Origin of the sequence: Fictibacillus nanhaiensis (assembly GCF_023715445.1) — a bacterium.
Taxonomy (GTDB): domain Bacteria; phylum Bacillota; class Bacilli; order Bacillales; family Fictibacillaceae; genus Fictibacillus; species Fictibacillus nanhaiensis_D.
The window spans coordinates 1,379,492-1,400,091 of record NZ_JAMBOD010000001.1; the positions used below are offsets into that span (position 1 = coordinate 1,379,492).

Sequence of the window (20,600 nt, forward strand, 5' to 3'; positions counted from 1 at the left end):
CATACATAATACTCGTATGCTGCATAGCAATCGCCTCCCTTTCCTCTTTATCATTATATTAAGAAACGTTGTAGGGCCAACCCTATAAATTGAAAAAAACCGTCCTTTTGTCCTCCTCATATGGACAAAAGGGCGGTTTGTATTTGTCTGGGGTCAGACCCCTACTCTGCTTTTGAAACAAACTCAGCGAGGGCTTCGATCGCCTCATTTTCATCAGGACCATCAACTGCTAACAAAAGCTCAGAGCCAGAACCGACTGCTAAGCTCATAATCCCCATGATGCTTTTTGCATTGACTTTCTTGCCTTCTTTTTCAACGAACACATCTGATGTGAAACGGTTTGCTTCTTGCACGAAAAGCGCTGCCGGACGGGCCTGAAGTCCGCTTTTCAACTGCACAGTTACCTTCTTCTCAACCATTCTATTCTACCTCCTCTAACCTTCTTCTCTCTATGAAACATCAATTGATGGGTTGACCGGTTCTAATTTTTTCTGCAATTTCGTCAATTTTTCGCAATCTGTGATTTATACCTGATTTGCTGACAGGGCCGGAGGATACCATTTCTCCTAGCTCCTTAAGCGTAATTTCCTGATGTGTAACGCGCAGCCGGGCGATCTCACGCAGCTTATCAGGAAGCACCTCAAGTCCTACTTGTTCTTCGATGTATTTAATATTCTCCACCTGTCTCATCGCTGCTCCAACGGTTTTGTTTAAATTTGCCGTTTCGCAGTTTACAAGGCGGTTAACCGAATTTCGCATATCTTTTAAAATGCGAATATCTTCAAAGAATAGAACGGCATGGTGAGCGCCGATTAATGTTAAGAACTCTGAGATCTTCTCACCATCTTTTAAGTAAATGATATACCCTTTTTTACGTTCAAGAACTTTCGCTTTCAGCTTAAACTTATTCATCAGTTCAGCTAATGCAACCGTATGCTCTTCGTACATTGAAAAAATCTCGAGATGATAGCTTGTCTCAGGATGGTTTACGGACCCCCCCGCAAGGAAAGCTCCTCTCATATATGCACGACGGCAACAGCTTTTTTTATTAAATTCCTCTGCAATATTGCGGGTAAACGTGAACGACCCGTCAATAATCTTCAAATCTTCCAACAATGCTCTCGATTCTTCTGAAACACGTACGATGTATACGTTGTTCTTTTTCAAGCGCATCTTTTTTCGCACCAATAGCTCAACATGATAAGGATAAACACGCTTGATCAACGTATAGATTCTTCTCGCAATTGCAGCATTCTCAGTGGGAATATCCAGAATCAGCTTTCTGTTGCTGAAAGAGATGGAGCCATTCATTCGAATCAATGCAGCCAGTTCTGCCTTTTTACAGCAGTCCTTCAGTTCCAGCTGCGTCAATTCTTTCTTTGTATCTGCAGCGAATGACATCTGCTTCACCACCCTCTTTTGTTCCATAACACTTTCTATTTTTCAATCAAACCTAAAAGCAGATCCGATACACGTTTGGCATCATGTCTGACCAGCGTCCCGTATTGAATAATATTATCGCAAACCAATCCGATGCCGAACGATTTTAGACGTTCTTCATCAAACTTAACTTGTGACGCACCTTCTTCAAGGTAAAGATCTAAAAACTCAGAAGGAATCGTTTCGTTGTTTACGATGACCACATCAATAAAATTATGCCCAACATGGTCGATTAAAGCCTGGATATGATCTCCGGCTGTATAATCTGTCGTCTCACCCGGTTGTGTCATCACGTTGCATACATACACTCTAGGTGCCGTTGCCTCACGAATAGCTGTAGAAATACCGGTAACAAGCAAATTGGGCAGAATACTCGTATACAGACTTCCTGGTCCGATTACAATGAGATCAGCTTCTTGAATCGCTTTCACACTCTCACGTAAAGGTTCAATCTCCTCATCAGATAAAAAAACACGTCTAATTTTTTTATTCGACAACGGGATCTTGGATTCCCCCTGTACAATCGTCCCATCTTCTAATTCCGCACTTAAAATAATACTGTTTTTCGCTGCAGGCAGTACTTGACCTCTTACGTTTAAAACTCGTGAAAGTTCCCGGATTCCGGTTAAAAAATCACCCGTAATATCATGCATGGCAGCTAAAAGAAGGTTCCCAAGCGAGTGACCTACAATTCCGTCACCCACTTTGAACCGGTGCTGAAACATTTTTTCTACAAGCGGTTCCACCTCAGAAAGCGCAGCGATCACGTTTCTAACGTCACCAGGAGGAGGCATATCATAATCTCTCCTCAGTCTTCCTGAGCTGCCGCCGTCATCTGCAACCGTAACGATAGCAGTAATATCAACAGGATAGTGCTTTAAACCGCGGAGTAAAACGGATAGACCCGTTCCTCCGCCAAGCACTACCACTTTCGGCTGCTTTTTCATCTATACTTTATCCTTTCCCATATCTCTGTGACTGCTGAATGTGACGTACTCTTTTGAAAGCGAGTTTCCGATATATTCAGCTAGGGCTACAGAACGATGTTTCCCGCCTGTACAGCCGATCCCGATGATCAGCTGGCTCTTTCCTTCACGCTTGTATTGCGGAACCATAAAATGCAGAAGATCAAGCAGCTTCTCTAAAAACTTGTTTGTCTCTGGCCATTTCAGCACATACTCCGAAATGTCAGGCTCAAGCCCAGTTCGCGGTCTCATATGCTCAATATAATGCGGGTTAGGCAAGAAACGGACGTCAAACACTAAGTCAGCATCGATCGGCATACCATATTTAAATCCGAACGACATCACGTTGATCGTAAACGGATGTGCAGCATTCGCTGAGTATCGCTGAATAATGCGCTCACGAAGCTGAAGCGGCTTAAGGTCTGAAGTATCTAACACTTGCTGTGCTCTTCCCTTTAATTCTTCCAGCATTTCACGTTCTTGCGTAATGCCTTGAAGAGGATTTCCGCTTTTCGCCAGTGGATGTGAGCGTCGTGTTTCCTTATAGCGGCGGACAAGTGTAGCATCCTTGCAGTCTAAATATAAAATCTGCGGCTGAATGTCTGAAGAAATCGCGAGCTGGTCAAGTGTTGAGAACAGTTGATCAAAGAACTCGCGTCCGCGAAGGTCCATCACAAGGGCAACTTTATTCAGCTTGCCAGCAGATTCTTGCATCAATTCTACAAATTTAGGGAGTAGTGCTGGCGGCAGATTATCTACACAGAAGTAGCCTAAATCCTCGAAGCTCTGCATGGCCACCGTTTTACCGGCTCCTGACATTCCTGTAATAATCACCATTTGTACGTCTTGTCTTTCCATGCCATTTCCCCCCTGTAAACTATGTTCAATTCTTATGCAGACGGCTCTATCTTATGCCGGATCTAATCGATAGGAAAGCAACTCAAAATCAGGTGTATACGTAAATGTGCCAAAAATCATATTGCTTCCATTTGTAACATAATCCAAAATGTGATGATCCCCTGGTGCCATCGGCAGTTCTCTCACTTCATCAACCGGCTTCCAAGCGAGAATTCCTTCTTCACACTCTTCAAGTGCTACACCTTCCGAATCGGTTGCTAAAAAAGTGAACATCATCCATTCAGAAATGATTTTGTCACCTTGTTTAATAATAAAATTAAAAACACCTTTCAGTTGCGGATTCATTAAATATATCCCGGTCTCTTCTCGGTATTCCCGAATTACGGAATCACGTATTGACTCCTCTGACTCCATTTTACCGCCGGGAGCAACCCACCAGCCCCGTCTAGGCTTTTGAAGCAAAAGCACTTGATTATCTTTGATTAACACACAGTTTGTTACTCTTTGCACTTAATTCACCTCAGGGCTTTGTCTATATCGTTTAGTATACTAAATTATGTAACCCCTCACAATACAGACGCCTGAAGGGTTTATCGTATTTAGCATTCTTACTTTTAAAGTATTGTTTTTCACTTATTATGTGAAAAAATCCCGATAAATAAAAAAAGGACACGGCGCATAGCTCCGTGTCAAAGTCTTGCTTTTATAAAAAGGGGGTCAATTTCTTATTTTTATAATACCCCACAATTGTTTCACCACTGTTACAAGTTGATTAATTAGAAGTTACGTTTTTTAACTTTTCAGCCAAATTTTCCACATAATGCTGAGCAGCCTGTGCGGCGATACTTCCATCACCGGTAGCCGTAACAATCTGACGAAGTGTTTTTTCACGGATATCACCAGCAGCAAAGATTCCAGGGATCTTGGTTTCCATCTGTTCGTTCGTTTCTACATAACCGTTCTCGTTTGTGATTCCAAGGTCTTTGAAGGCTGCATTAAGCGGCAGCATTCCGATGTATATGAATACACCGTCTGTTTTAAAATCTTGCTCTTCACCAGTTTCAGTGTTCACGAGCGTTACGTTGCTGACTTTGTTATTTTCACCATGGATTTCTTTAACGGAATGATTCCATATGAAATCGATCTTGTCGTTATCAAATGCACGCTGCTGAAGGATTTTTTGAGCACGCAACGTATCACGTCTGTGAACGATCGTAACCTTTGTCGCAAAACGTGTTAAGTACACGCCTTCTTCAACAGCAGAGTCTCCGCCGCCGACAACAACCAGTTCACGGCCTTTAAAGAAAGCTCCGTCACAAACCGCACAATAAGAAACTCCGCGGCCTGAAAGTTCTTTTTCACCAGGTGCGCCAAGCTTTTTATATTCAGCACCTGTTGAAATAATGATTGAACGGGCTTTATACGTTTTGCTTCCGGCTTTGATTGTTTTGTACTCTTCACCGTCGATGATCTCTTTTACATCTCCATATGCATATTCAGCACCAAACTTTTTCGCGTGCTCGAACATTTTGTTTGAAAGTTCTGGTCCTAAAATATGGTCAAATCCAGGATAGTTCTCAACGTCTTCTGTATTTGCCATCTGTCCGCCTGGAATCCCTCGTTCGATCATAACCGTATCCAGGTTTGCACGGGATGTGTAAACCGCGGCAGTCATACCCGCTGGTCCTGCACCTAATATTGCAACATCATAAATTTTTTCTTCACTCATTAAAGCACACTCCTTATATAAGGAAATTCTTATTTACTATATGTCTATCCTATCGGCTCCTAGGAACAAAGTCCACGATTCTGCTCATACGTTACGATTTACCCAGCCGATCAGTTTTTTGATCCTTAAAGAAAGAACAGCAATCGAGACTCCGTATAAATCAGCAATGGCTTTTTGAGTTGATCTTCCTTTTTGTTTACGTGCTAAGTGATCAATTGCACCTGCTACAGCCTTTTCGTTTTCAAAGATTTTTTCGCCTTTCAGCTCAGCAAGCTTTATGGCTTCTGACCAGTAAAAAAGAACTTGTTCATCAAGCGCTGCGCCCTTTTCTTTCAATATATGAAGAACATCAAGTGCCTTAGTTAATAAAACAGAAGGACTCCCAACGTCTACCAGCGCTTCTTCATGCGCGAGTTTTACCGGCATCTCTGGGTGTTGTTCAAGCATGATATTTGCAGCGATTTCTTTTACGAACAAAGACTCATCTTTACGAAGGCAAAAATCACGCAGAGTTACATAGGCCTCTTCATTTTTATTCCCTCTTAGTAAAAATAAATGCGTGATTTTGTTTTTTTCCAGCCCTTTACGAACTTGCTGGATATGTTCCATGGCCTTGATCTGCCGGTCTTTTTTTGGCTTGTTCTGCTTATTAGTCGGTATGCGATACTGATAATCGCCGCCTGAAACAATCAATTCATCGTTCTTTGCTTTTTCGATATAAAATGGTGCAACAGTGCCTTCCGGATCAAGTTCGAGGACCTTTTTCCATGTTCTTAAAGAAAGCTCTTTTTGTCCGAGCGCATAATAAGATACCGCAAGCATATGAGTCGTTACAGGATCATAAACAAATGATGATTTTCTAAGGGTTTGAAGCCACTTATTCGCATACACATGCTCTTCTAAAAGCCCAAACGTATTACCAAGCTTGTACCGGTGCTCAGGATGCATCGGGTGCACCATTTTAAGCCGCTCAACAAGCTTACCGCCCGGTTCGTCCATTCCTAAATGAAATAAAAAGATCGCTAAATTACACAGGGCGTTTAAGTTTCCAGGATTCTTATCCAGAACGTCCTGAAGAACATCCATCGCCTCATCGAATTCACTCTTATAGAAATGAGTCAGAGCTAAATTATTGTATGCTGCCCAAAACTTCGGGTGATTATTGATAATCTCGCGAAGCTGCTCTTGTGCAAGAGGCAGATCTCCGCGCTCAATAGACTGTCTCGCTTCATCATGTAATTTGATCAGTTCCTCTTCAGTAGAAAGCGGCAAGTTCATCGACTTGTTTCCTGTTTCCAGGCTGATCAGATCCAGCAGCTCTTGCGTATCGTCTACAAACTCCCCGTCTGGATCATACTGCATATAAAGCAAAGCATGTTCTTCCGCATCGGAATACATACCTAAATGTGCAAAATTGTTCGCAAGGAAAAAATGACATTCTGACATATCAGAGCCTGTCCCCTCGATTACGTTCAATAAATATCGGTTTGATTCTTCATATTCACCGATCTCAGCAAGCGTTGAAGCCAGCTGACATAAAAAAGAGGGCTCATCCGGCTGGAAGGTAACGGCCCGCTCAAACATTTTTTTTGCTGTATATAAATCACGCCTGTTATAGGCTTTTAATCCTTTTTCAAAAAAATAATCCCCATCCTGAATAAAGGGAAGAACACGGCCGCCTGCTTCACTGGCCCTTTTTCGTTTATACATATAATTCGTTCCTCCATCTACTATGTAAACTTATTAACTTCTATATCGTTCAGTTCACAAAGTTTTCAACCCAAAAATTATAACACAGGCTAAAAATACAAACACCCCTTTGACTGTAAATAATGTGCAGGAAACTTTCGACAATAAATGATTGAGGGAGGATCTAAATCTGAAGGATTGGGTGATAGCGGGCGTGCGGAAATTCGCGAGCGTACATAAAACCCCGAGGGCGAGTATAAATCCCCCAAGGCGAGCATAAATCCAACGAGCGAGCATAAAACCTCACGAGCGAGCATAAAACCCCACGAGCGAGCATAAATCTCCACGAGCGAGCATAAAACCAACGAGCGAGCATAAAACCCCACGAGCGAGTATAAATCGCCGTCAAAACAAAAAAACAACCGAGAAATCACTCCTCAGCTGTCCTTTTTCGTATGTCTTTCTTTTAATGTAGCTAAAATGTCGTCCAACGGTACCTTTTGCTCCTGCAAAAGCACCAATACGTGATAAAGAAGGTCGGAAACTTCCCATTTCAATTCTTCAGGGTCACGATTTTTCGCTGCGATGATGACTTCACCTGCTTCTTCCCCTACTTTTTTAAGGATCTTATCTACTCCATGCTCAAAAAGATAAGTGGTGTAAGCACCTTCAGGCATTTCGTGCTCTCGTCGCGCGATAATTTCCTGCAGCTCATTTAGAATTGCATATCTGTCACGGTTTGGTTCATCATGATTTTCGTCTGCACGATAAAGGGTTTCTGAAAAACAACTATATGTCCCTGTATGGCACGCTGGTCCTTTAGGCTCTACCAAAACCACTAATGAATCCTGATCACAGTCGAATCTAATGCTCTTTACTTTCTGTGTATTTCCGGATGTCTCACCTTTGTGCCATAATTTTTTTCGGGATCTTGAAAAAAATACAGTTTCGCCGATTTCGACCGTTTTTTCGAGCGACTTTTCACTCATATATGCGACCGTCAAAACCTCTTTTGACTGATAATCCTGTACTACAGCAGGAATCAGACCATTTTCATCAAATTTCAACTTTTCCCATTTCAACGTACAGCCACCCCCAACTTTTGCAATTCTGACTTTAGCTCTCCGATTGAAGTTTCTTTATAATGAAAAATGCTAGCGGCTAAACCCGCATCTGCTTTACCTTCTGTGAACGCATCATAAAAATGATCAGCGTTTCCAGCGCCGCCTGATGCAATTACAGGAACAGTCACTGCTTCACTGACTGCTTTTGTAAGAGCAAGGTTAAATCCAGACTTTTCTCCGTCCTTGTCCATGCTGGTTAAAAGAATTTCTCCAGCACCTCGTTTCACTGCCTCTCGCGCCCACTCAGTGACTTCCCATTGAGTGGGTTTGCGTCCCCCATGCGTATATACACGCCACGATTCAAGCTCATCATCATATTTAGCATCGATCGCTACCACGATACATTGCGCACCGAAGTAATCTGATCCTTCAGTAATCAATTCGGGTCTTAGTAATGCTGCTGTATTTACGGAAACTTTGTCAGCTCCAGCTCTTAAGACTCTTTTCATATCTTCGAGCTTATTAATTCCGCCTCCGACCGTAAAAGGAATAGCGAGTTCTGCGGCAACACGTTCTACAACTTCAACTATCGTATCCCGGCCTTCGTGGCTGGCAGAAATATCAAGGAAAACAAGCTCATCTGCTCCTTCTTTATCATAAAAACGGGCAAGCTCAACAGGATCACCTGCATCTACTAAGTTTAAAAACTGAATGCCTTTTACGACTCGGCCTTCTTTAACATCTAAGCAAGGAATAATTCTTTTAGTAAGCATTTACTTCACACTTCCTAACGCATCTGAAAGCGTAAATCGGCCAGTATAGAGGGCTTTTCCGATAATAGCACCCGCAATGTTGCGCTCATCCTTCTTTAATCTCACCAAGTCATCAAGTGAGCTGACACCGCCTGAGGCAATCACTTCTTTTCCTGTGATGAATGCCAGTTCACCGATCGCCTCCACGTTCGGTCCCTGCAGCATGCCGTCTTTAGAGATATCTGTAAAAATAAATGTTTCAGCACCTTCTTCTACAAGTCTTTTTGCAAGATCAACCGCCCTGATGTGAGAGGTTTCAAGCCAGCCTTCAGTTGCCACATAGCCATCACGTGCATCAAGTCCAATAGCGATTTTAGATCCGCCGTAACGTTTTAAAGCATCTCGGACAAACTCAGGATTAGATACGGCAGCACTTCCTAAAATCACACGGTCAACTCCTGCATCCAAATAAAAAGAAACGTCACCCATTGAACGAATACCGCCGCCGATCTGAACTTTAGCAGGAAGATCTTTCGCCACCCGTAATACATGATCATGATTCACTTTTTCCCCGTCTTTAGCACCATCGAGATCCACCATATGAATCCATTCAGCACCTTGATCCGCAAACTGCATAGCCATATCGAACGGTGAGTCGCCGTAAACCGTCTCCTGATTGTAGTCACCTTGCAAAAGTCTTACACATTTTCCGCCACGCATATCAATCGCAGGATATAGTGTGAATAAACTCATCGTTGTTTTCCCTCCTCAACGAGCTGGCAAAAGTTTTTCAGTATACCCATGCCTGTCTCTGAACTTTTTTCAGGATGAAACTGTGTACCCATAATATGATTCCGTCCGACAACGGCCGGAACTTCAACATCTTCATAATGTGCGGCGGCAGCTAAAACTTCTCTGTTGTCTGTTTGAACCACAAATGAATGCACAAAATATACGTAGCCTTCATCCAATCCTATTAATAGTGGTTGTTCTTTTTGTAAAAAATGAAGGTTGTTCCATCCCATATGAGGCACTTTATACGATTTGCCTTCACCTGTTACACCGCGAAAACGATCGACCTTGCCTGGGAGAAGACCAAGTCCTTCAGTCAATCCATTTTCTGTACTTCTTTCAAACAGAAGCTGCATGCCAAGGCATATCCCCATAAGCGGTTTACCGTTCTCTGTCTCTTTTTTTATAAAATCGGCAAGCCCTGTTCCCTCAAGCTCAGTCATCGCATCTTTAAAAGATCCAACCCCTGGCAGCAATAAGCCATCCGTTTCATGCAGTTCTTCTGGTTTACCAGAAAGGATGTACGGCTGTTCGATTCTTTTTAATGCTGAACAGACAGAGTGAAGGTTGCCCATTCCATAATCAATAATTCCGATCATCTATAACATTCCTTTCGTTGAAGGCACTCCTTTAACGCGCGGATCAATCTGTGTGGCTTCATCTAAAGCTTTAGTAAAAGCTTTAAAAACAGCTTCGATCATATGATGCGTATTTGACCCATAATGAACAATCACATGAAGGTTCATTCGTGCCTCTAACGCCAGTTTCCAGAAGAATTCATGAACAAGTTCTGTATCAAACGCACCGACTTTTTGGCTAGGAAACTGTGCACGAAACTCTAAATGCGGACGGTTTGAAAGATCGATAACGACTTGAGCCAATGTTTCATCCATCGGAACAAATGCATTTCCATAACGCTTAATTCCTCGTTTATCGCCTAAAGCACCTTGTATCGCTTGTCCGAGACAGATACCAACGTCTTCAGTCGTATGATGGTCATCTATTTCCACATCCCCAGCAGCGTTCACCTTAAGATCAAAATGTCCATGACGTGCGATCGCATCAAGCATGTGGTTTAAAAACGGTACAGGCGTCTGGATATCTGCTTGTCCTTCTCCATCGATATCAAGTGATAAAGAGATCTGTGTTTCTTTCGTATTTCGTTCGATCGTATGCTGACGTCTTTTTTCCATTTATTCGTCCTCCAGTCGGTAATCGATCGCCCTTGCATGTGCTTCAAGTCCTTCTAACCGTGCAAACGCAGAGATCTTATGTCCGTTTTCTTTTATGGCTTGCTCGCTATAGCGGATCACGCTGGATTTTTTCGTAAAATCATCCACGTTCAAAGGGCTTGAAAAACGTGCTGTCCCGCTGGTCGGAAGTACGTGATTGCTACCTGCAAAATAATCACCAACAGGTTCAGAGCTGTATTCTCCAAGGAAAATTGCCCCTGCATGTTTGATCTTTCCGAGGAGACTCATCGGATCTTTCGTCATAATTTCTAAATGCTCTGGAGCTATTCGGTTGATCACCTCGGCACCTTCAGTTAGTGAATCCACTACATAAATGGCACTATAATCTTTGATAGCTTGTGAGGCAATGTCTTTCCTCGGCAAGTCTTTAAGCTGGCTTTCTACTTCAGCTGCAACATTTTCTGCAAGATCTTTAGAAGTCGTAACCAAGAAAGCTGCAGAACGAGGATCATGTTCCGCTTGTGACAATAGGTCAGCTGCGATATATCGGGCATTTGCGTTTTCATCTGCAAGAACTGCAATTTCACTAGGACCTGCGATCATATCAATATCACAAACTCCGAACACTTCACGTTTTGCTAGTGCTACGTAAATGTTACCAGGGCCAACAACCTTATCTATTTTCGGTACGGTTTCTGTTCCATAGGCAAGTGCACCGATCGCTTGAGCGCCTCCGATTTTAAACATTCGTTTAACGCCTGCGATAGAAGCTGCAGCTAAAACAGCAGCTGGAAGCTTTCCGTCTTTTCCTGGAGGCGATACGAGAACGATTTCTTCAACACCAGCAACAGCTGCCGGAATGACACCCATCAATACAGATGAAGGATATGCGGCAGTTCCTCCCGGGACATAAACTCCTACTGAATCGAGAGGATTTACCTTTTGGCCCAGCATCGTTCCGTCTTCTCTCGTGAAGAACCATGACTGGCGTTTCTGCTTTTCGTGATATTCTCGGATGTTTGCAGCCGCTTCAGAAATGATATCGATCATCTCTTGATCAAGAGATGCAACGGCCTCATCTATTTCTTCTTTCGTTACTTCAAGGGAATTCAGCGAAACACCATCAAATTTTTCCGTGTAGTTTAAAAGTGCTTTGTCACCCTCAAGTTTTACGGTTTGTAAGATTTCTAATACAGCCCTCCGCTGCTGCTCCGTATTTTGTTCAACACTTCTCTCTAGCGTTTTTAATTCAGAAACAGGCTGGATTTTCACTGGTTCCCCTCCTTACTTTCAACGAGTGTTCGCATGCGTTCAACCAGTTCGTTGATTCTAGCTGCATGAAGTCTGTAGCTGGCAGGGTTTACGATAAGTCTTGATGTAATGTCTGCAATTTTTTCAAGCTCGATAAGTCCGTTTTCTTTTAACGTTCGTCCTGTTGAAACAATATCTACGATGCGGTCTGCTAAGCCGATTAACGGGGCAAGCTCAATGGATCCGTTAAGCTTAATCACTTCCACTTGCTGACCTTGTTCACGAAAATAATGAGAAGCAACGTTCGGATATTTTGAAGCAATTTTTGGTGCAACTTTTTGATAGTTGCCGCCCGGAAGCCCTGCAACTGCTAAATAGCAGGCTGAAATCTTCAGATCTAGCACCTCGTAAACATCACGTTCTTCTTCAAGCATGACGTCTTTACCTGCAATTCCGATATCCGCTACACCGTGCTCCACATATGTTGGAACATCCATCGGTTTTGCCAGAATAAATCGCAGCCCGGCTTCGGGTGCGTCGATGATCAATTTTCGAGAATCTTCAAATTCAGGAGGCAGCGGGTAACCAGCTTGTCTTAACAGGTCGACCGCTTCTTCAAAGATTCTTCCTTTAGGCATTGCCATCGTTAAAACCGTATTCATTACAAGTCCTCTCCTTGCTGACTTCCGATCAAATAATGAATTTCATCGAAACGTTTGCTGAACTCATCGACATTTTTTACACCGGAAAGGTCTTGCATGACGACATGACCGCCTTCTGACCGTTTAGCTCTTGCCCATTGCAGCGCTTCTTTTCTTCGCTCCGGTGTAAATAAAATGCATTGTTTTTTAATAGAGTCATTCTTACTGCCCAGTGCTTCTATAAAATAATCCATTCGAATCGCAAAACCGATTGCTGGCGCTTTTCGGTCAAATCTACTCAAAAGATCATCGTATCTGCCACCGCTTGCAATCGGTGCACCGATACCTGCTGCATAGCCCTCAAATACTATTCCTGTGTAATAGCTCATATGGCTGAACAAAGTAAAATCAAAAACAATATTTTGTGCTGCATCATACTCTTTCAGCAGCTCGTATACATTTATTAATTCCTCTAAAACTTGCTGCCCCTTCGCGTTTGGAGCCAATGCTGATGCTTTGTTCAGAACGTCGATTCCACCTCTTAGGTCCAACAGTTTTAATAAGCGCTGTGTATCAATTGAAGATAAGGGAAGCTCCTTTACATGAGACGTGTAGCCCACATAATTTTTTTCGTTCAGATAACGGAGAAGCTCACTAGCACGGTTATCGTTTCCTAAAATATCAGCTAACAGTTCCTGAACAAAACCGATATGACCAACAGCTATTGTAAAAGCATTGATTCCGCTCTTTTTTATCACATCGGTCATTAAAGCAAGTGCCTCAGCTTCTGCACTTGATGTTCCTTCACCGATTAATTCGATACCAACTTGTTCGAATTCTGCCGGTCTTCCTCCTTCACGCTGCTGCGCACGAAAAACCGGAGAGCTGTATGCAAGGCGAAGCGGATAAGCGACATTTTTCATGCTTGATGAAACAACTCGTGCAATCGGTGCCGTCATATCCGGTCTGAGTACTAGCGTATTCCCTTCCATATCAAGAAGTTTAAACAATTGCTGATCCAGAATGGCCGAGGCTTCGCCAACTGTATCATGGTACTCCAGTGTAGGTGTCTGAATGAATTGATAGCCCCAAGACTCCATCTCTTTTTTTATTGTATTTTTGATATCTTCATTTTTTTGATAAAAAGCAGGAAGTGTATCCCTCATGCCTGCAGGCTTTTCAAATACAAACGGTTTAGACATTTCCTTCATCCTTTATATGTGAAGTGAATTTTTATAATCAAAACGCTTTAGTTCGCTAATGTACTACCATGATAAAGATTTAGTTGTAAGTGTACACGTACCCACCACACATGTCAACCGATACAATGAAAAATCTTGTAGTTAAGAAAATAGATTTCAGGGAATAGTATGTAAAAATAAATACATAGATATGAAAGGATGGATGCATCTTGTTTAATCGCATCTTTTTTCTCGCTATCATAATCGGTGTCCCGCTTTCTGTTTTCGGCAGCATGCAGCACTGGCCGGCCGTTATTCTTTTTGTCATATACTGCGCCACCATAGTTGCACTCGCAGGTTATATGGGACGCGCGACTGAAAGCTTGGCAATCGTTGCAGGACCAAGGATCGGCGGACTGTTAAATGCTACATTCGGAAATGCTGTTGAACTCATCATTTCTATTTTTGCCTTAAAAGCTGGTCTCATAAGTGTAGTATTAGCCTCATTGACCGGTTCAGTACTCGGAAACCTCTTACTCGTAGGCGGTCTTTCTTTTTTTGTAGGGGGATTAAAGTTTAAACAGCAAAAGTTCAATGTTTACGATGCCCGGCATAACGCTGGATTGCTCATTTTCGGCGTTGTTGTTGCTTTTGTTTTCCCTGAGGTATTTTCCTATAAACTGGACGATGCCGATTCACTCACACTAAGTGTTTGGGTTTCTGTCATCATGATTATTTTATATATCGCCGCATTGTTGTTTAAGCTCGTAACACATAGAGGCGTATATCAATCAGAACACGAAGAGGTACATGAACATGAAACAGCTGAATGGAGCAAGATGAAAGCACTTATTATTCTTGCCCTATCTACAGTGGCCGTAGCTTATGTTTCTGAAAAATTGGTTCATACATTTGAAGAGGTTGGAGAAACACTGGGCTGGAGTGAAGTTTTCATCGGTGTAATCATTGTTGCGATCGTCGGTAATGCCGCAGAACACGCATCTGCGATTATTATGGCTTATAAGAACAAGATGAACGTAGCTGTTGAGATCGCGATCGGATCTACCTTGCAGATTGCCATGTTCGTTGCTCCAGTGCTCGTTTTGATCTCTCTTTTCTTTGAGAAATCGATGGCGCTCGTGTTCACACTTCCAGAACTTGTTGCAATGGTCCTCGCAGTATTCTTGACCATCTCCTTAACCAATGACGGTGACACGAACTGGTTCGAGGGTCTAACACTATTAGCAGCCTATCTCATCATGGGTGTTGGGTTTTATCTCCTATAAAGATAAAGGGAAAGATGGTGAAGGATTTAGTCCTTCGCCTTTTTTTTGTATTCTAAAAAAGGTATGCGGTGGTCCTGAGAATGAGTGGTTTTGTCGAAAATCGTTTATATTTAAAATAACGTGGGATTTTGGTCACTTAACGTGGGATTATTTGAAATAACGTGGGTATTTTGAAATGAATGTGGGATGAATTATTTCTTAACAAGGATTGTTCATTTAAAGAGGACAAAAAAGGAATACGTATAGATAAGGAGGACGTCTCGATCTATAATCCACTCTGCTTTGCATAAAAATCTCAAAAACAATAACATCTAGCAATCCATTTAATCGAATTTCAGCCTCTCACATTTACTTTATTGGAATAAATAAGATGAAATTCTGATAAAGTTAGTATAAAGGACAAGTTTAGGGCGGGTGTGATAATGAAGAATTATTTATCGATCGGGTCTTTTTCAATAAAGATGGTGTGGCTTGCTATTTTGGGTGCTGCTTTGATCGCTTATGGATTACTTACGTTTAAATTAAGAAAAGAACCAGACAAAAAACAACTGCTCGATGGTTTAAGTAACTCGGCTATACTTTGCTGGTTTGTCTGGAAAATCAGCTATCTTTTCTTACATCCGGTCCTCACTTATAAACAGCCGTTTAATCTTATATATTTTAACGGCGGTGAAACAGGTGTTGTTCTCGGAATCATCACTGCCGTTCTATATTTATTATGGTCAGCGGGAAAAAGGGAAATTGACAGAAGCCGTATTTTTTATAGCGGCATATTAGGTCTTACTATCTTTTTCGCTGTCTATTATGGAGCTCATTTTGCATCCGATACTGTGGCAGCAGATGGCTTAATTGCTTTATTTTTTACGATTCTAGCATTTTATCTTTATACGTATGGGTCTTTTCAGCTCAAAAAAACCGTTCTTTCTATGCTCGTGACTGCCCTTTTCTTTTCGGTAATTAACAATACTCCTCTTAGTGGCAAAAAAGAAGATGCAACCGCCGTTGAAACCGTTGCTACCGGTATAAAGCCGGGAAACAAAGCTCCTGATTTTGAACTTAAAACGATCGATGGTGAAACAATACGCCTTTCTGATTTAAAAGGCAAGGTCGTGTTTGTAAACCTCTGGGCAACATGGTGCCCTCCATGCCGTGCAGAAATGCCTGAGATGGTAAGGTATTATAATGAACATTCATCCGAAAAGATTGAAATCCTTGCCGTGAACTTAACGGATAGTGATTCTGAAAAAGAAGTGAGGCAGTTTGCTGACGATTATAAACTCAATTTTCCTGTTCTGCTGGATCCAGAAGGAAAAGTCGGGGATATGTACAAGACCGTTTCTATCCCTACAACTTTTATAGTAGATAAAAAAGGAGTCATTCGCGAAAAACATATCGGACCGATGAGTTATGAGATGATGGACGAATTCGTGAAGGCTGCACATTAAAAATAGATCCAATATGGTGCGTTTTTTTAAAAAAACGATTTGATATTTGTAAGAAAAAATAAAAAAGCTGGTTTTCAACCCTTTTGAAGGTGTTAGAACCAGCTTTTTGTTATAAGGAAGAACTTATTTCTATATAATCCCACGGTAAACGAGATTAATTCCACGGTTAATGCCATTAATCCCACGTTAATCGGAAAATAACCACGAGTCGACAATTCAAGACAAATCCGACTTGCCCTTGGCATCAAACCGTCGACTTAAACCTTCTCAAACAAATATAGCTTCGCATTCTCCGGGCGTCCGAGTTTCGGCCCTGTAAAACCGCGCCGAATGAGTTCTTTTCGCATAAACATCATGAGTGCACCATGGCTTACAACTAAAGCGTTCTCCTCATTCTCCTCCAAAATACGGTCAATGATTTTAGAAACGCGCATCTCCACATCTGTTCTTCGCTCTAACTGAGATTTATGATTAAAGAACCATGCAGTCCGGATACAGAGCGGATAAAGAATCATTGGGATCTTGATATTTCGTTTAAAGAACGGGTACACAGGAATCTCCCGAAGATCTTCTGTTTTGATGAGTTCGCCTTGATAAATTTTTTCTGCCGTATAAGCCGCTCTTCTAACTGTACTTACATAACACTTCTGCCAGTCCTCTCCGCCAAGATCAACTTCTGTTTCTTCCACATCAGATTCTTCATATTCTTTCATCCATTGATCAAATTCTGTAGGGGTAATCCATTTTGCGGTAGGATAACCCCGGGTTACTTTAAAGTGCCTGACCAAACCTATTTTCATTTTCCCACCCACTGCTTTCTTTTTCTAATTTTCGTTGTTCTCAGCTATTTCTTTTAGTGCTTTAGCTCGTCTTACAATAAAATCAGTCATATATTTTTCTAAAAAGAGACGGTCAGCTAATCTTCCAATCATACCAAATGGTGATTTGTAATCGAATTGGTCTGTCATCACAGTCCCCTCACCCATTATCTCAAACGTATGGTATGTCTAAAAGAATGAACGTAACGCCGCCTACCGCTCTTTCATTCGTATGGGAAGTGGTATCTGTATGTACATCTACATTTCTAGCAAGATCAAAACAAACCTCAAGAGGCGCTTTTATATATTCCTGATGCTTAATGACCGGCATTGTAATCTCTCACTTTCAAACGATTCAAAAACAACACCCCACTAGGTGAGGTGCTGCTCATTTTATACTTTTAACTATTCCACGCGTAAAAAGAAATTCCTTCACTCATATGATCTTTGAAAAATGCGATGAGGTCAGGAAGTGTAAAGTAATTTCGATAATCCTCATTTACTCCGAAAACATCTTTTACATATACGATTCCAAGTTGATCCTTTTCTTCAAATAAGATTAGCCCATAACCGTCTTTCATTGTAAAAATGACCGGACAGCCAAGCTTTAAGCTATACGTGAACTGCTCCCGAGTTTCAATTGGTATTAATGACTCCTGCGTATAAATCGGTCCTAAAAACCACTGCTTCACTTTATCTTTTATACCCATGTCATTCACCCCACTTATTTCATCATATGCGGGTGTTGATGAATGTTACATTCTGTTTAGTCCAGTAAATTTTTCTCTAGAATAATTTTATGTAGTCCTTTTTTACAAAAAAATGTGTTAAAAAGAAGAAAAGCTGCCTTTAAAAGTACACATGTACGAGGCAGCTTCCTTTCTTATTCATTCACTAATCTTTTAGATTCCTCAAACTCATTCTGGATTGCTTCATTAGGTTCCTTCGTTAAAAGACTGACAATAACGATTGTAAGTGTACAAGCAATGAAACCTGGAATGATCTCATAAACATCCGCAAATGCCGGGATCACCTCCCACACAATCACAGTGACAGCTCCAACTACAATACCTGCAAAAGCAGCCCACTTCGTCATGCGCTTCCAGTACAGACTCAATAATACAACCGGTCCGAATGCAGCTCCAAATCCTGCCCATGCATATCCAACAAGGTTCAAGATTGTTTCACTCGGGTTCAGCGCTAAAACAAAAGCGATAACCGAAACTACCAAAACAGCCAACCGTCCGATAAAAACAAGTTCTTTATCCGTCGCTGAACGTTTAACGAACGCTTTGTAAAAATCCTCTGTCAGCGCACTTGAAGTTACAAGCAACTGAGATGAGATCGTACTCATAACCGCAGCAAGAATAGCCGCCAATAAGAACCCTGTAATAATCGGGTGGAACAATACATCAGATAGTAAAATAAATACCGTTTCAGCATTGGACTGATCTAATGGCGCACCCATCTGGTTGAAATAAGCGATACCAACCAAACCTGTAAACATTGCTCCAACGATGGAGAAAATCATCCAGCCCATTCCGATACGTCTAGCACTCTTCATTTCTTTTACAGAAGTAATTGCCATAAAACGAACGATAATGTGAGGCTGTCCAAAGTAACCAAGACCCCATGCCAGCAAAGAGATGATTCCGATTAAGCTTGTCCCCGTAAAAGCATCCAATAAAGCAGGGCTTACACTTTCAATCTCGTTAAAAGTGGTATCCCAGCCTCCAACTTTCATAATGGCTACAAACGGAACGAGAATAAGAGCAAGGAACATGATTGCACCTTGAACAAAGTCTGTGTAGCTTACAGCTAAAAATCCTCCGAATAACGTATAAATGATAACTACACCTGCTGTAAGCAAAATTCCCCACATATAATCCAGTTTAAAAGCTGTTTCAAAAAGCTGGCCGCCAGCTACCATTCCGGATGATGAGTAAAACGTAAAAAAGATAACGATAACTAAAGCCGATGAAATTCTTAAAATCCGGGAAGTATCTTTAAAGCGGTTCTCAAAATAGTCAGGGATCGTAATAGAGTTGTTTGCAACCTCCGTATACGTTCTTAAACGAGGTGCAACATAAAGCCAGTTTAAATAAGCACCAACGCTTAGACCTACTACGATCCAGCCCGCGCTTAATCCAGACATATACATCGCACCAGGCAGTCCCATTAACAGCCATCCGCTCATGTCAGAAGCACCTGCACTAAGTGCTGTTACGGCTGGTCCGAGATTTCTCCCGCCAAGCATGTAATCGGTAAGGTTGTCTGTCTTACGATATGCATATAAACCGATCAGCAGCATCCCGATCATATAAACACTGATTGAAAAAATAACACCATAATCCATTTCAGCTTTCCTCCTGATCTTTCCTATTGTTAAAACGCTTTCAATTATTGAAACTTTCTAAAAAGGAACATTTTTATTATAAATACATTTTTCGACAAAAGGAACAAAATTTTTTTGGAAATAAAATCATTTGCAGATTTATGTAGTCAATAATCGCTCTGCTTTGATACTTTATGGGCAGAAAAACATCCATTCAGAGTAGATTAACAAAGAAATCGATCGCTATTAGGAGGCTTGGCGGACGCCAAGCTTTCAAATCACCGGTCATAGAGGGTGTGAGAGAATACAAATAGAGGTCTAGTTAACCATAATCATACAAATAAAACTATGAATCCACAAGATTCGGCTATGAATCCAAAAATACAGGCTGCGAATCCAAAAATTTTGGTGCTGAATCCAAAAGTTTTGGCTGTTTATCCACGAGTCTACAATCCTCGACAAATTTCGCCATCCTTACTCATGATATCACTGCTCCCACCCCTTACAGAACAACAAAAAAACTGACACCCAGTTAATAGGCGTTTGGGCGCCAGTTTTGCGGTAAAACCTTATAGTTTTTTACGTCTTAACCGTTTCACTTTTACAAATTGGTTGGTGAACTGATCCAGCTCCTGATCACGGTAGATATAGAAGAAACGATGATGATGGCCATCCTTCATCTCAGTAAGTTCACACTTCATGTAATCATCCATCTCTTTTCGGGACAGCTCAACTGTATACAGCTTGCCGTGACTCGGAATATCAAGTTGGATCTCGTTTAAAAAATGGAGTTCTTTAAATAAATAAATAGAAGTATCAAGGAGAAATTCACAGATTAAATCTTCTGAACCAAAGTAGTGTTGAAAATGTTCGCGTGTAAACGAAGTGTGGGGTACGTAACGCTTGTAGGTAGAATAATCGCCGTAAAATACCAGCTTTGCACGTGTGCTTTGAAGTTCATAATGCTTAACGAGACCGCTGCCTTTCATTTTGGAAACAGCCGTACGGAAACGGTACGTATCACGGGCTGCTAACTGTTCGGCCTTGTTTTGTGGATGTGCTGCTTTCGGTGCATGCTGAGACTGGCAGTTGTCTTCTACTAGGTGTCCAATCTTAAATGAATTCTTCATGTAAACAATCGAGAATGATTTCCTTCTCATA

The 20,600-nt window shown here is 41.7% G+C and carries 23 protein-coding genes; 2 read left to right on the plus strand and 21 right to left on the minus strand.

Annotated elements, in window-relative coordinates:
• Window positions 1-161: 161 nt before the first annotated feature.
• The 15 genes from M3196_RS07120 to M3196_RS07190 form a co-directional block, all read right to left on the minus strand.
• On the minus strand, window positions 162-419 hold the full coding sequence (locus M3196_RS07120) for an HPr family phosphocarrier protein (RefSeq protein ID WP_251321528.1): 258 nt from the start codon (window positions 417-419) through the stop codon (window positions 162-164).
• 40 nt (window positions 420-459) lie between these two features.
• Window positions 460-1,401, minus strand: a complete 942-nt coding sequence (gene whiA, locus M3196_RS07125) for a DNA-binding protein WhiA (RefSeq protein WP_251321529.1) — start codon at window positions 1,399-1,401, stop codon at window positions 460-462.
• A 35-nt stretch (window positions 1,402-1,436) separates the two neighbouring features.
• On the minus strand, window positions 1,437-2,387 hold the full coding sequence (locus tag M3196_RS07130) for a gluconeogenesis factor YvcK family protein (protein ID WP_251321530.1): 951 nt from the start codon (window positions 2,385-2,387) through the stop codon (window positions 1,437-1,439).
• Entirely contained in the window at window positions 2,388-3,263 is an 876-nt protein-coding gene (gene rapZ / locus M3196_RS07135; RefSeq protein ID WP_251321531.1) for an RNase adapter RapZ, read from the minus strand.
• A gap of 51 nt (window positions 3,264-3,314) precedes the next feature.
• Complete coding sequence (locus M3196_RS07140; protein WP_251321532.1) at window positions 3,315-3,773, minus strand: NUDIX hydrolase; 459 nt, start codon at window positions 3,771-3,773, stop codon at window positions 3,315-3,317.
• 262 nt (window positions 3,774-4,035) lie between these two features.
• The gene (gene trxB / locus M3196_RS07145) at window positions 4,036-4,992 is read right to left on the minus strand and encodes a thioredoxin-disulfide reductase (protein ID WP_251321533.1); all 957 of its coding nucleotides are present in this window, start codon (window positions 4,990-4,992) and stop codon (window positions 4,036-4,038) included.
• Between the two features lie 84 nt (window positions 4,993-5,076).
• Complete coding sequence (locus M3196_RS07150) at window positions 5,077-6,270, minus strand: tetratricopeptide repeat protein (protein ID WP_425310987.1); 1,194 nt, start codon at window positions 6,268-6,270, stop codon at window positions 5,077-5,079.
• Between the two features lie 848 nt (window positions 6,271-7,118).
• A complete protein-coding gene (gene hisIE / locus M3196_RS07155; RefSeq protein WP_251321535.1) occupies window positions 7,119-7,763 on the minus strand; it encodes a bifunctional phosphoribosyl-AMP cyclohydrolase/phosphoribosyl-ATP diphosphatase HisIE in 645 nt (214 codons plus the stop codon).
• Window positions 7,760-8,518 carry an imidazole glycerol phosphate synthase subunit HisF gene (hisF, locus tag M3196_RS07160; protein WP_251321536.1) on the minus strand — a complete coding sequence of 253 codons (759 nt, stop codon included), beginning with the start codon at window positions 8,516-8,518 and terminating at the stop codon, window positions 7,760-7,762. The genes hisIE and hisF overlap by 4 nt, the downstream gene beginning before the upstream one ends.
• Window positions 8,519-9,250, minus strand: a complete 732-nt coding sequence (hisA, locus tag M3196_RS07165; protein WP_251321537.1) for a 1-(5-phosphoribosyl)-5-[(5-phosphoribosylamino)methylideneamino]imidazole-4-carboxamide isomerase — start codon at window positions 9,248-9,250, stop codon at window positions 8,519-8,521.
• A complete protein-coding gene (hisH, locus tag M3196_RS07170) occupies window positions 9,247-9,888 on the minus strand; it encodes an imidazole glycerol phosphate synthase subunit HisH (protein ID WP_251321538.1) in 642 nt (213 codons plus the stop codon). The genes hisA and hisH overlap by 4 nt, the downstream gene beginning before the upstream one ends.
• On the minus strand, window positions 9,889-10,482 hold the full coding sequence (hisB, locus tag M3196_RS07175) for an imidazoleglycerol-phosphate dehydratase HisB (RefSeq protein WP_251321539.1): 594 nt from the start codon (window positions 10,480-10,482) through the stop codon (window positions 9,889-9,891).
• The gene (gene hisD, locus M3196_RS07180; protein WP_251321540.1) at window positions 10,483-11,754 is read right to left on the minus strand and encodes a histidinol dehydrogenase; all 1,272 of its coding nucleotides are present in this window, start codon (window positions 11,752-11,754) and stop codon (window positions 10,483-10,485) included.
• Window positions 11,751-12,395, minus strand: coding sequence for an ATP phosphoribosyltransferase (gene hisG / locus M3196_RS07185; protein WP_251321541.1), 645 nt, complete (start codon window positions 12,393-12,395; stop codon window positions 11,751-11,753). Before hisG ends, hisD begins: the two co-directional genes overlap by 4 nt.
• Entirely contained in the window at window positions 12,395-13,576 is a 1,182-nt protein-coding gene (locus M3196_RS07190; RefSeq protein WP_251321542.1) for an ATP phosphoribosyltransferase regulatory subunit, read from the minus strand. The genes hisG and M3196_RS07190 overlap by 1 nt, the downstream gene beginning before the upstream one ends.
• A 209-nt stretch (window positions 13,577-13,785) precedes the next feature.
• Here M3196_RS07190 and cax point away from each other — a divergent pair, with 209 nt between their 5' ends.
• Window positions 13,786-14,841, plus strand: a complete 1,056-nt coding sequence (cax, locus tag M3196_RS07195) for a calcium/proton exchanger (protein ID WP_251321543.1) — start codon at window positions 13,786-13,788, stop codon at window positions 14,839-14,841.
• A 422-nt stretch (window positions 14,842-15,263) separates the two neighbouring features.
• On the plus strand, window positions 15,264-16,286 hold the full coding sequence (locus tag M3196_RS07200; protein WP_251321544.1) for a TlpA disulfide reductase family protein: 1,023 nt from the start codon (window positions 15,264-15,266) through the stop codon (window positions 16,284-16,286).
• A gap of 257 nt (window positions 16,287-16,543) precedes the next feature.
• Here M3196_RS07200 and M3196_RS07205 read toward each other — a convergent pair whose 3' ends face one another.
• The 6 genes from M3196_RS07205 to M3196_RS07225 all read right to left on the minus strand — a co-directional run bounded on the left by M3196_RS07205 (window position 16,544) and on the right by M3196_RS07225 (window position 20,599).
• Window positions 16,544-17,086 (minus strand): histidine phosphatase family protein, encoded by a 543-nt coding sequence (locus M3196_RS07205; RefSeq protein ID WP_251321545.1) that lies wholly within the window; start codon window positions 17,084-17,086, stop codon window positions 16,544-16,546.
• Window positions 17,087-17,110: 24 nt separating this feature from the next.
• Window positions 17,111-17,254 carry a hypothetical protein gene (locus M3196_RS22205; protein WP_425310977.1) on the minus strand — a complete coding sequence of 48 codons (144 nt, stop codon included), beginning with the start codon at window positions 17,252-17,254 and terminating at the stop codon, window positions 17,111-17,113.
• Window positions 17,255-17,276: 22 nt separating this feature from the next.
• Complete coding sequence (locus tag M3196_RS22210) at window positions 17,277-17,435, minus strand: hypothetical protein (protein ID WP_425310978.1); 159 nt, start codon at window positions 17,433-17,435, stop codon at window positions 17,277-17,279.
• Window positions 17,436-17,505: 70 nt separating this feature from the next.
• Complete coding sequence (locus M3196_RS07215; protein ID WP_251321546.1) at window positions 17,506-17,814, minus strand: hypothetical protein; 309 nt, start codon at window positions 17,812-17,814, stop codon at window positions 17,506-17,508.
• Between the two features lie 173 nt (window positions 17,815-17,987).
• Entirely contained in the window at window positions 17,988-19,460 is a 1,473-nt protein-coding gene (gene putP, locus M3196_RS07220; RefSeq protein ID WP_251321547.1) for a sodium/proline symporter PutP, read from the minus strand.
• 548 nt (window positions 19,461-20,008) lie between these two features.
• Window positions 20,009-20,599, minus strand: a complete 591-nt coding sequence (locus M3196_RS07225) for a hypothetical protein (RefSeq protein WP_251321548.1) — start codon at window positions 20,597-20,599, stop codon at window positions 20,009-20,011.
• Window position 20,600: the final 1 nt, after the last annotated feature.

What these genes read in the sequence shown, in the direction of transcription:
- hisB (WP_251321539.1), bottom strand. Translation starts at nt 10,482, where the DNA reads ATGGAAAAAAGACGTCAGCATACGATCGAACGAAATACGAAAGAAACA.
- M3196_RS22210 (WP_425310978.1), bottom strand. Translation starts at nt 17,435, where the DNA reads ATGCCGGTCATTAAGCATCAGGAATATATAAAAGCGCCTCTTGAGGTT.
- M3196_RS07200 (WP_251321544.1), top strand. Translation starts at nt 15,264, where the DNA reads ATGAAGAATTATTTATCGATCGGGTCTTTTTCAATAAAGATGGTGTGG.
- hisG (WP_251321541.1), bottom strand. Translation starts at nt 12,395, where the DNA reads ATGAATACGGTTTTAACGATGGCAATGCCTAAAGGAAGAATCTTTGAA.
- putP (WP_251321547.1), bottom strand. Translation starts at nt 19,460, where the DNA reads ATGGATTATGGTGTTATTTTTTCAATCAGTGTTTATATGATCGGGATG.
- hisA (WP_251321537.1), bottom strand. Translation starts at nt 9,250, where the DNA reads ATGAGTTTATTCACACTATATCCTGCGATTGATATGCGTGGCGGAAAA.
- M3196_RS07215 (WP_251321546.1), bottom strand. Translation starts at nt 17,814, where the DNA reads ATGGGTATAAAAGATAAAGTGAAGCAGTGGTTTTTAGGACCGATTTAT.
- rapZ (WP_251321531.1), bottom strand. Translation starts at nt 3,263, where the DNA reads ATGGAAAGACAAGACGTACAAATGGTGATTATTACAGGAATGTCAGGA.
- M3196_RS07130 (WP_251321530.1), bottom strand. Translation starts at nt 2,387, where the DNA reads ATGAAAAAGCAGCCGAAAGTGGTAGTGCTTGGCGGAGGAACGGGTCTA.
- M3196_RS07120 (WP_251321528.1), bottom strand. Translation starts at nt 419, where the DNA reads ATGGTTGAGAAGAAGGTAACTGTGCAGTTGAAAAGCGGACTTCAGGCC.
- trxB (WP_251321533.1), bottom strand. Translation starts at nt 4,992, where the DNA reads ATGAGTGAAGAAAAAATTTATGATGTTGCAATATTAGGTGCAGGACCA.
- M3196_RS07190 (WP_251321542.1), bottom strand. Translation starts at nt 13,576, where the DNA reads ATGTCTAAACCGTTTGTATTTGAAAAGCCTGCAGGCATGAGGGATACA.
- hisF (WP_251321536.1), bottom strand. Translation starts at nt 8,518, where the DNA reads ATGCTTACTAAAAGAATTATTCCTTGCTTAGATGTTAAAGAAGGCCGA.
- M3196_RS22205 (WP_425310977.1), bottom strand. Translation starts at nt 17,254, where the DNA reads ATGACAGACCAATTCGATTACAAATCACCATTTGGTATGATTGGAAGA.
- M3196_RS07205 (WP_251321545.1), bottom strand. Translation starts at nt 17,086, where the DNA reads ATGAAAATAGGTTTGGTCAGGCACTTTAAAGTAACCCGGGGTTATCCT.
- M3196_RS07225 (WP_251321548.1), bottom strand. Translation starts at nt 20,599, where the DNA reads ATGAGAAGGAAATCATTCTCGATTGTTTACATGAAGAATTCATTTAAG.
- whiA (WP_251321529.1), bottom strand. Translation starts at nt 1,401, where the DNA reads ATGTCATTCGCTGCAGATACAAAGAAAGAATTGACGCAGCTGGAACTG.
- hisH (WP_251321538.1), bottom strand. Translation starts at nt 9,888, where the DNA reads ATGATCGGAATTATTGATTATGGAATGGGCAACCTTCACTCTGTCTGT.
- M3196_RS07150 (WP_425310987.1), bottom strand. Translation starts at nt 6,270, where the DNA reads ATGAACTTGCCGCTTTCTACTGAAGAGGAACTGATCAAATTACATGAT.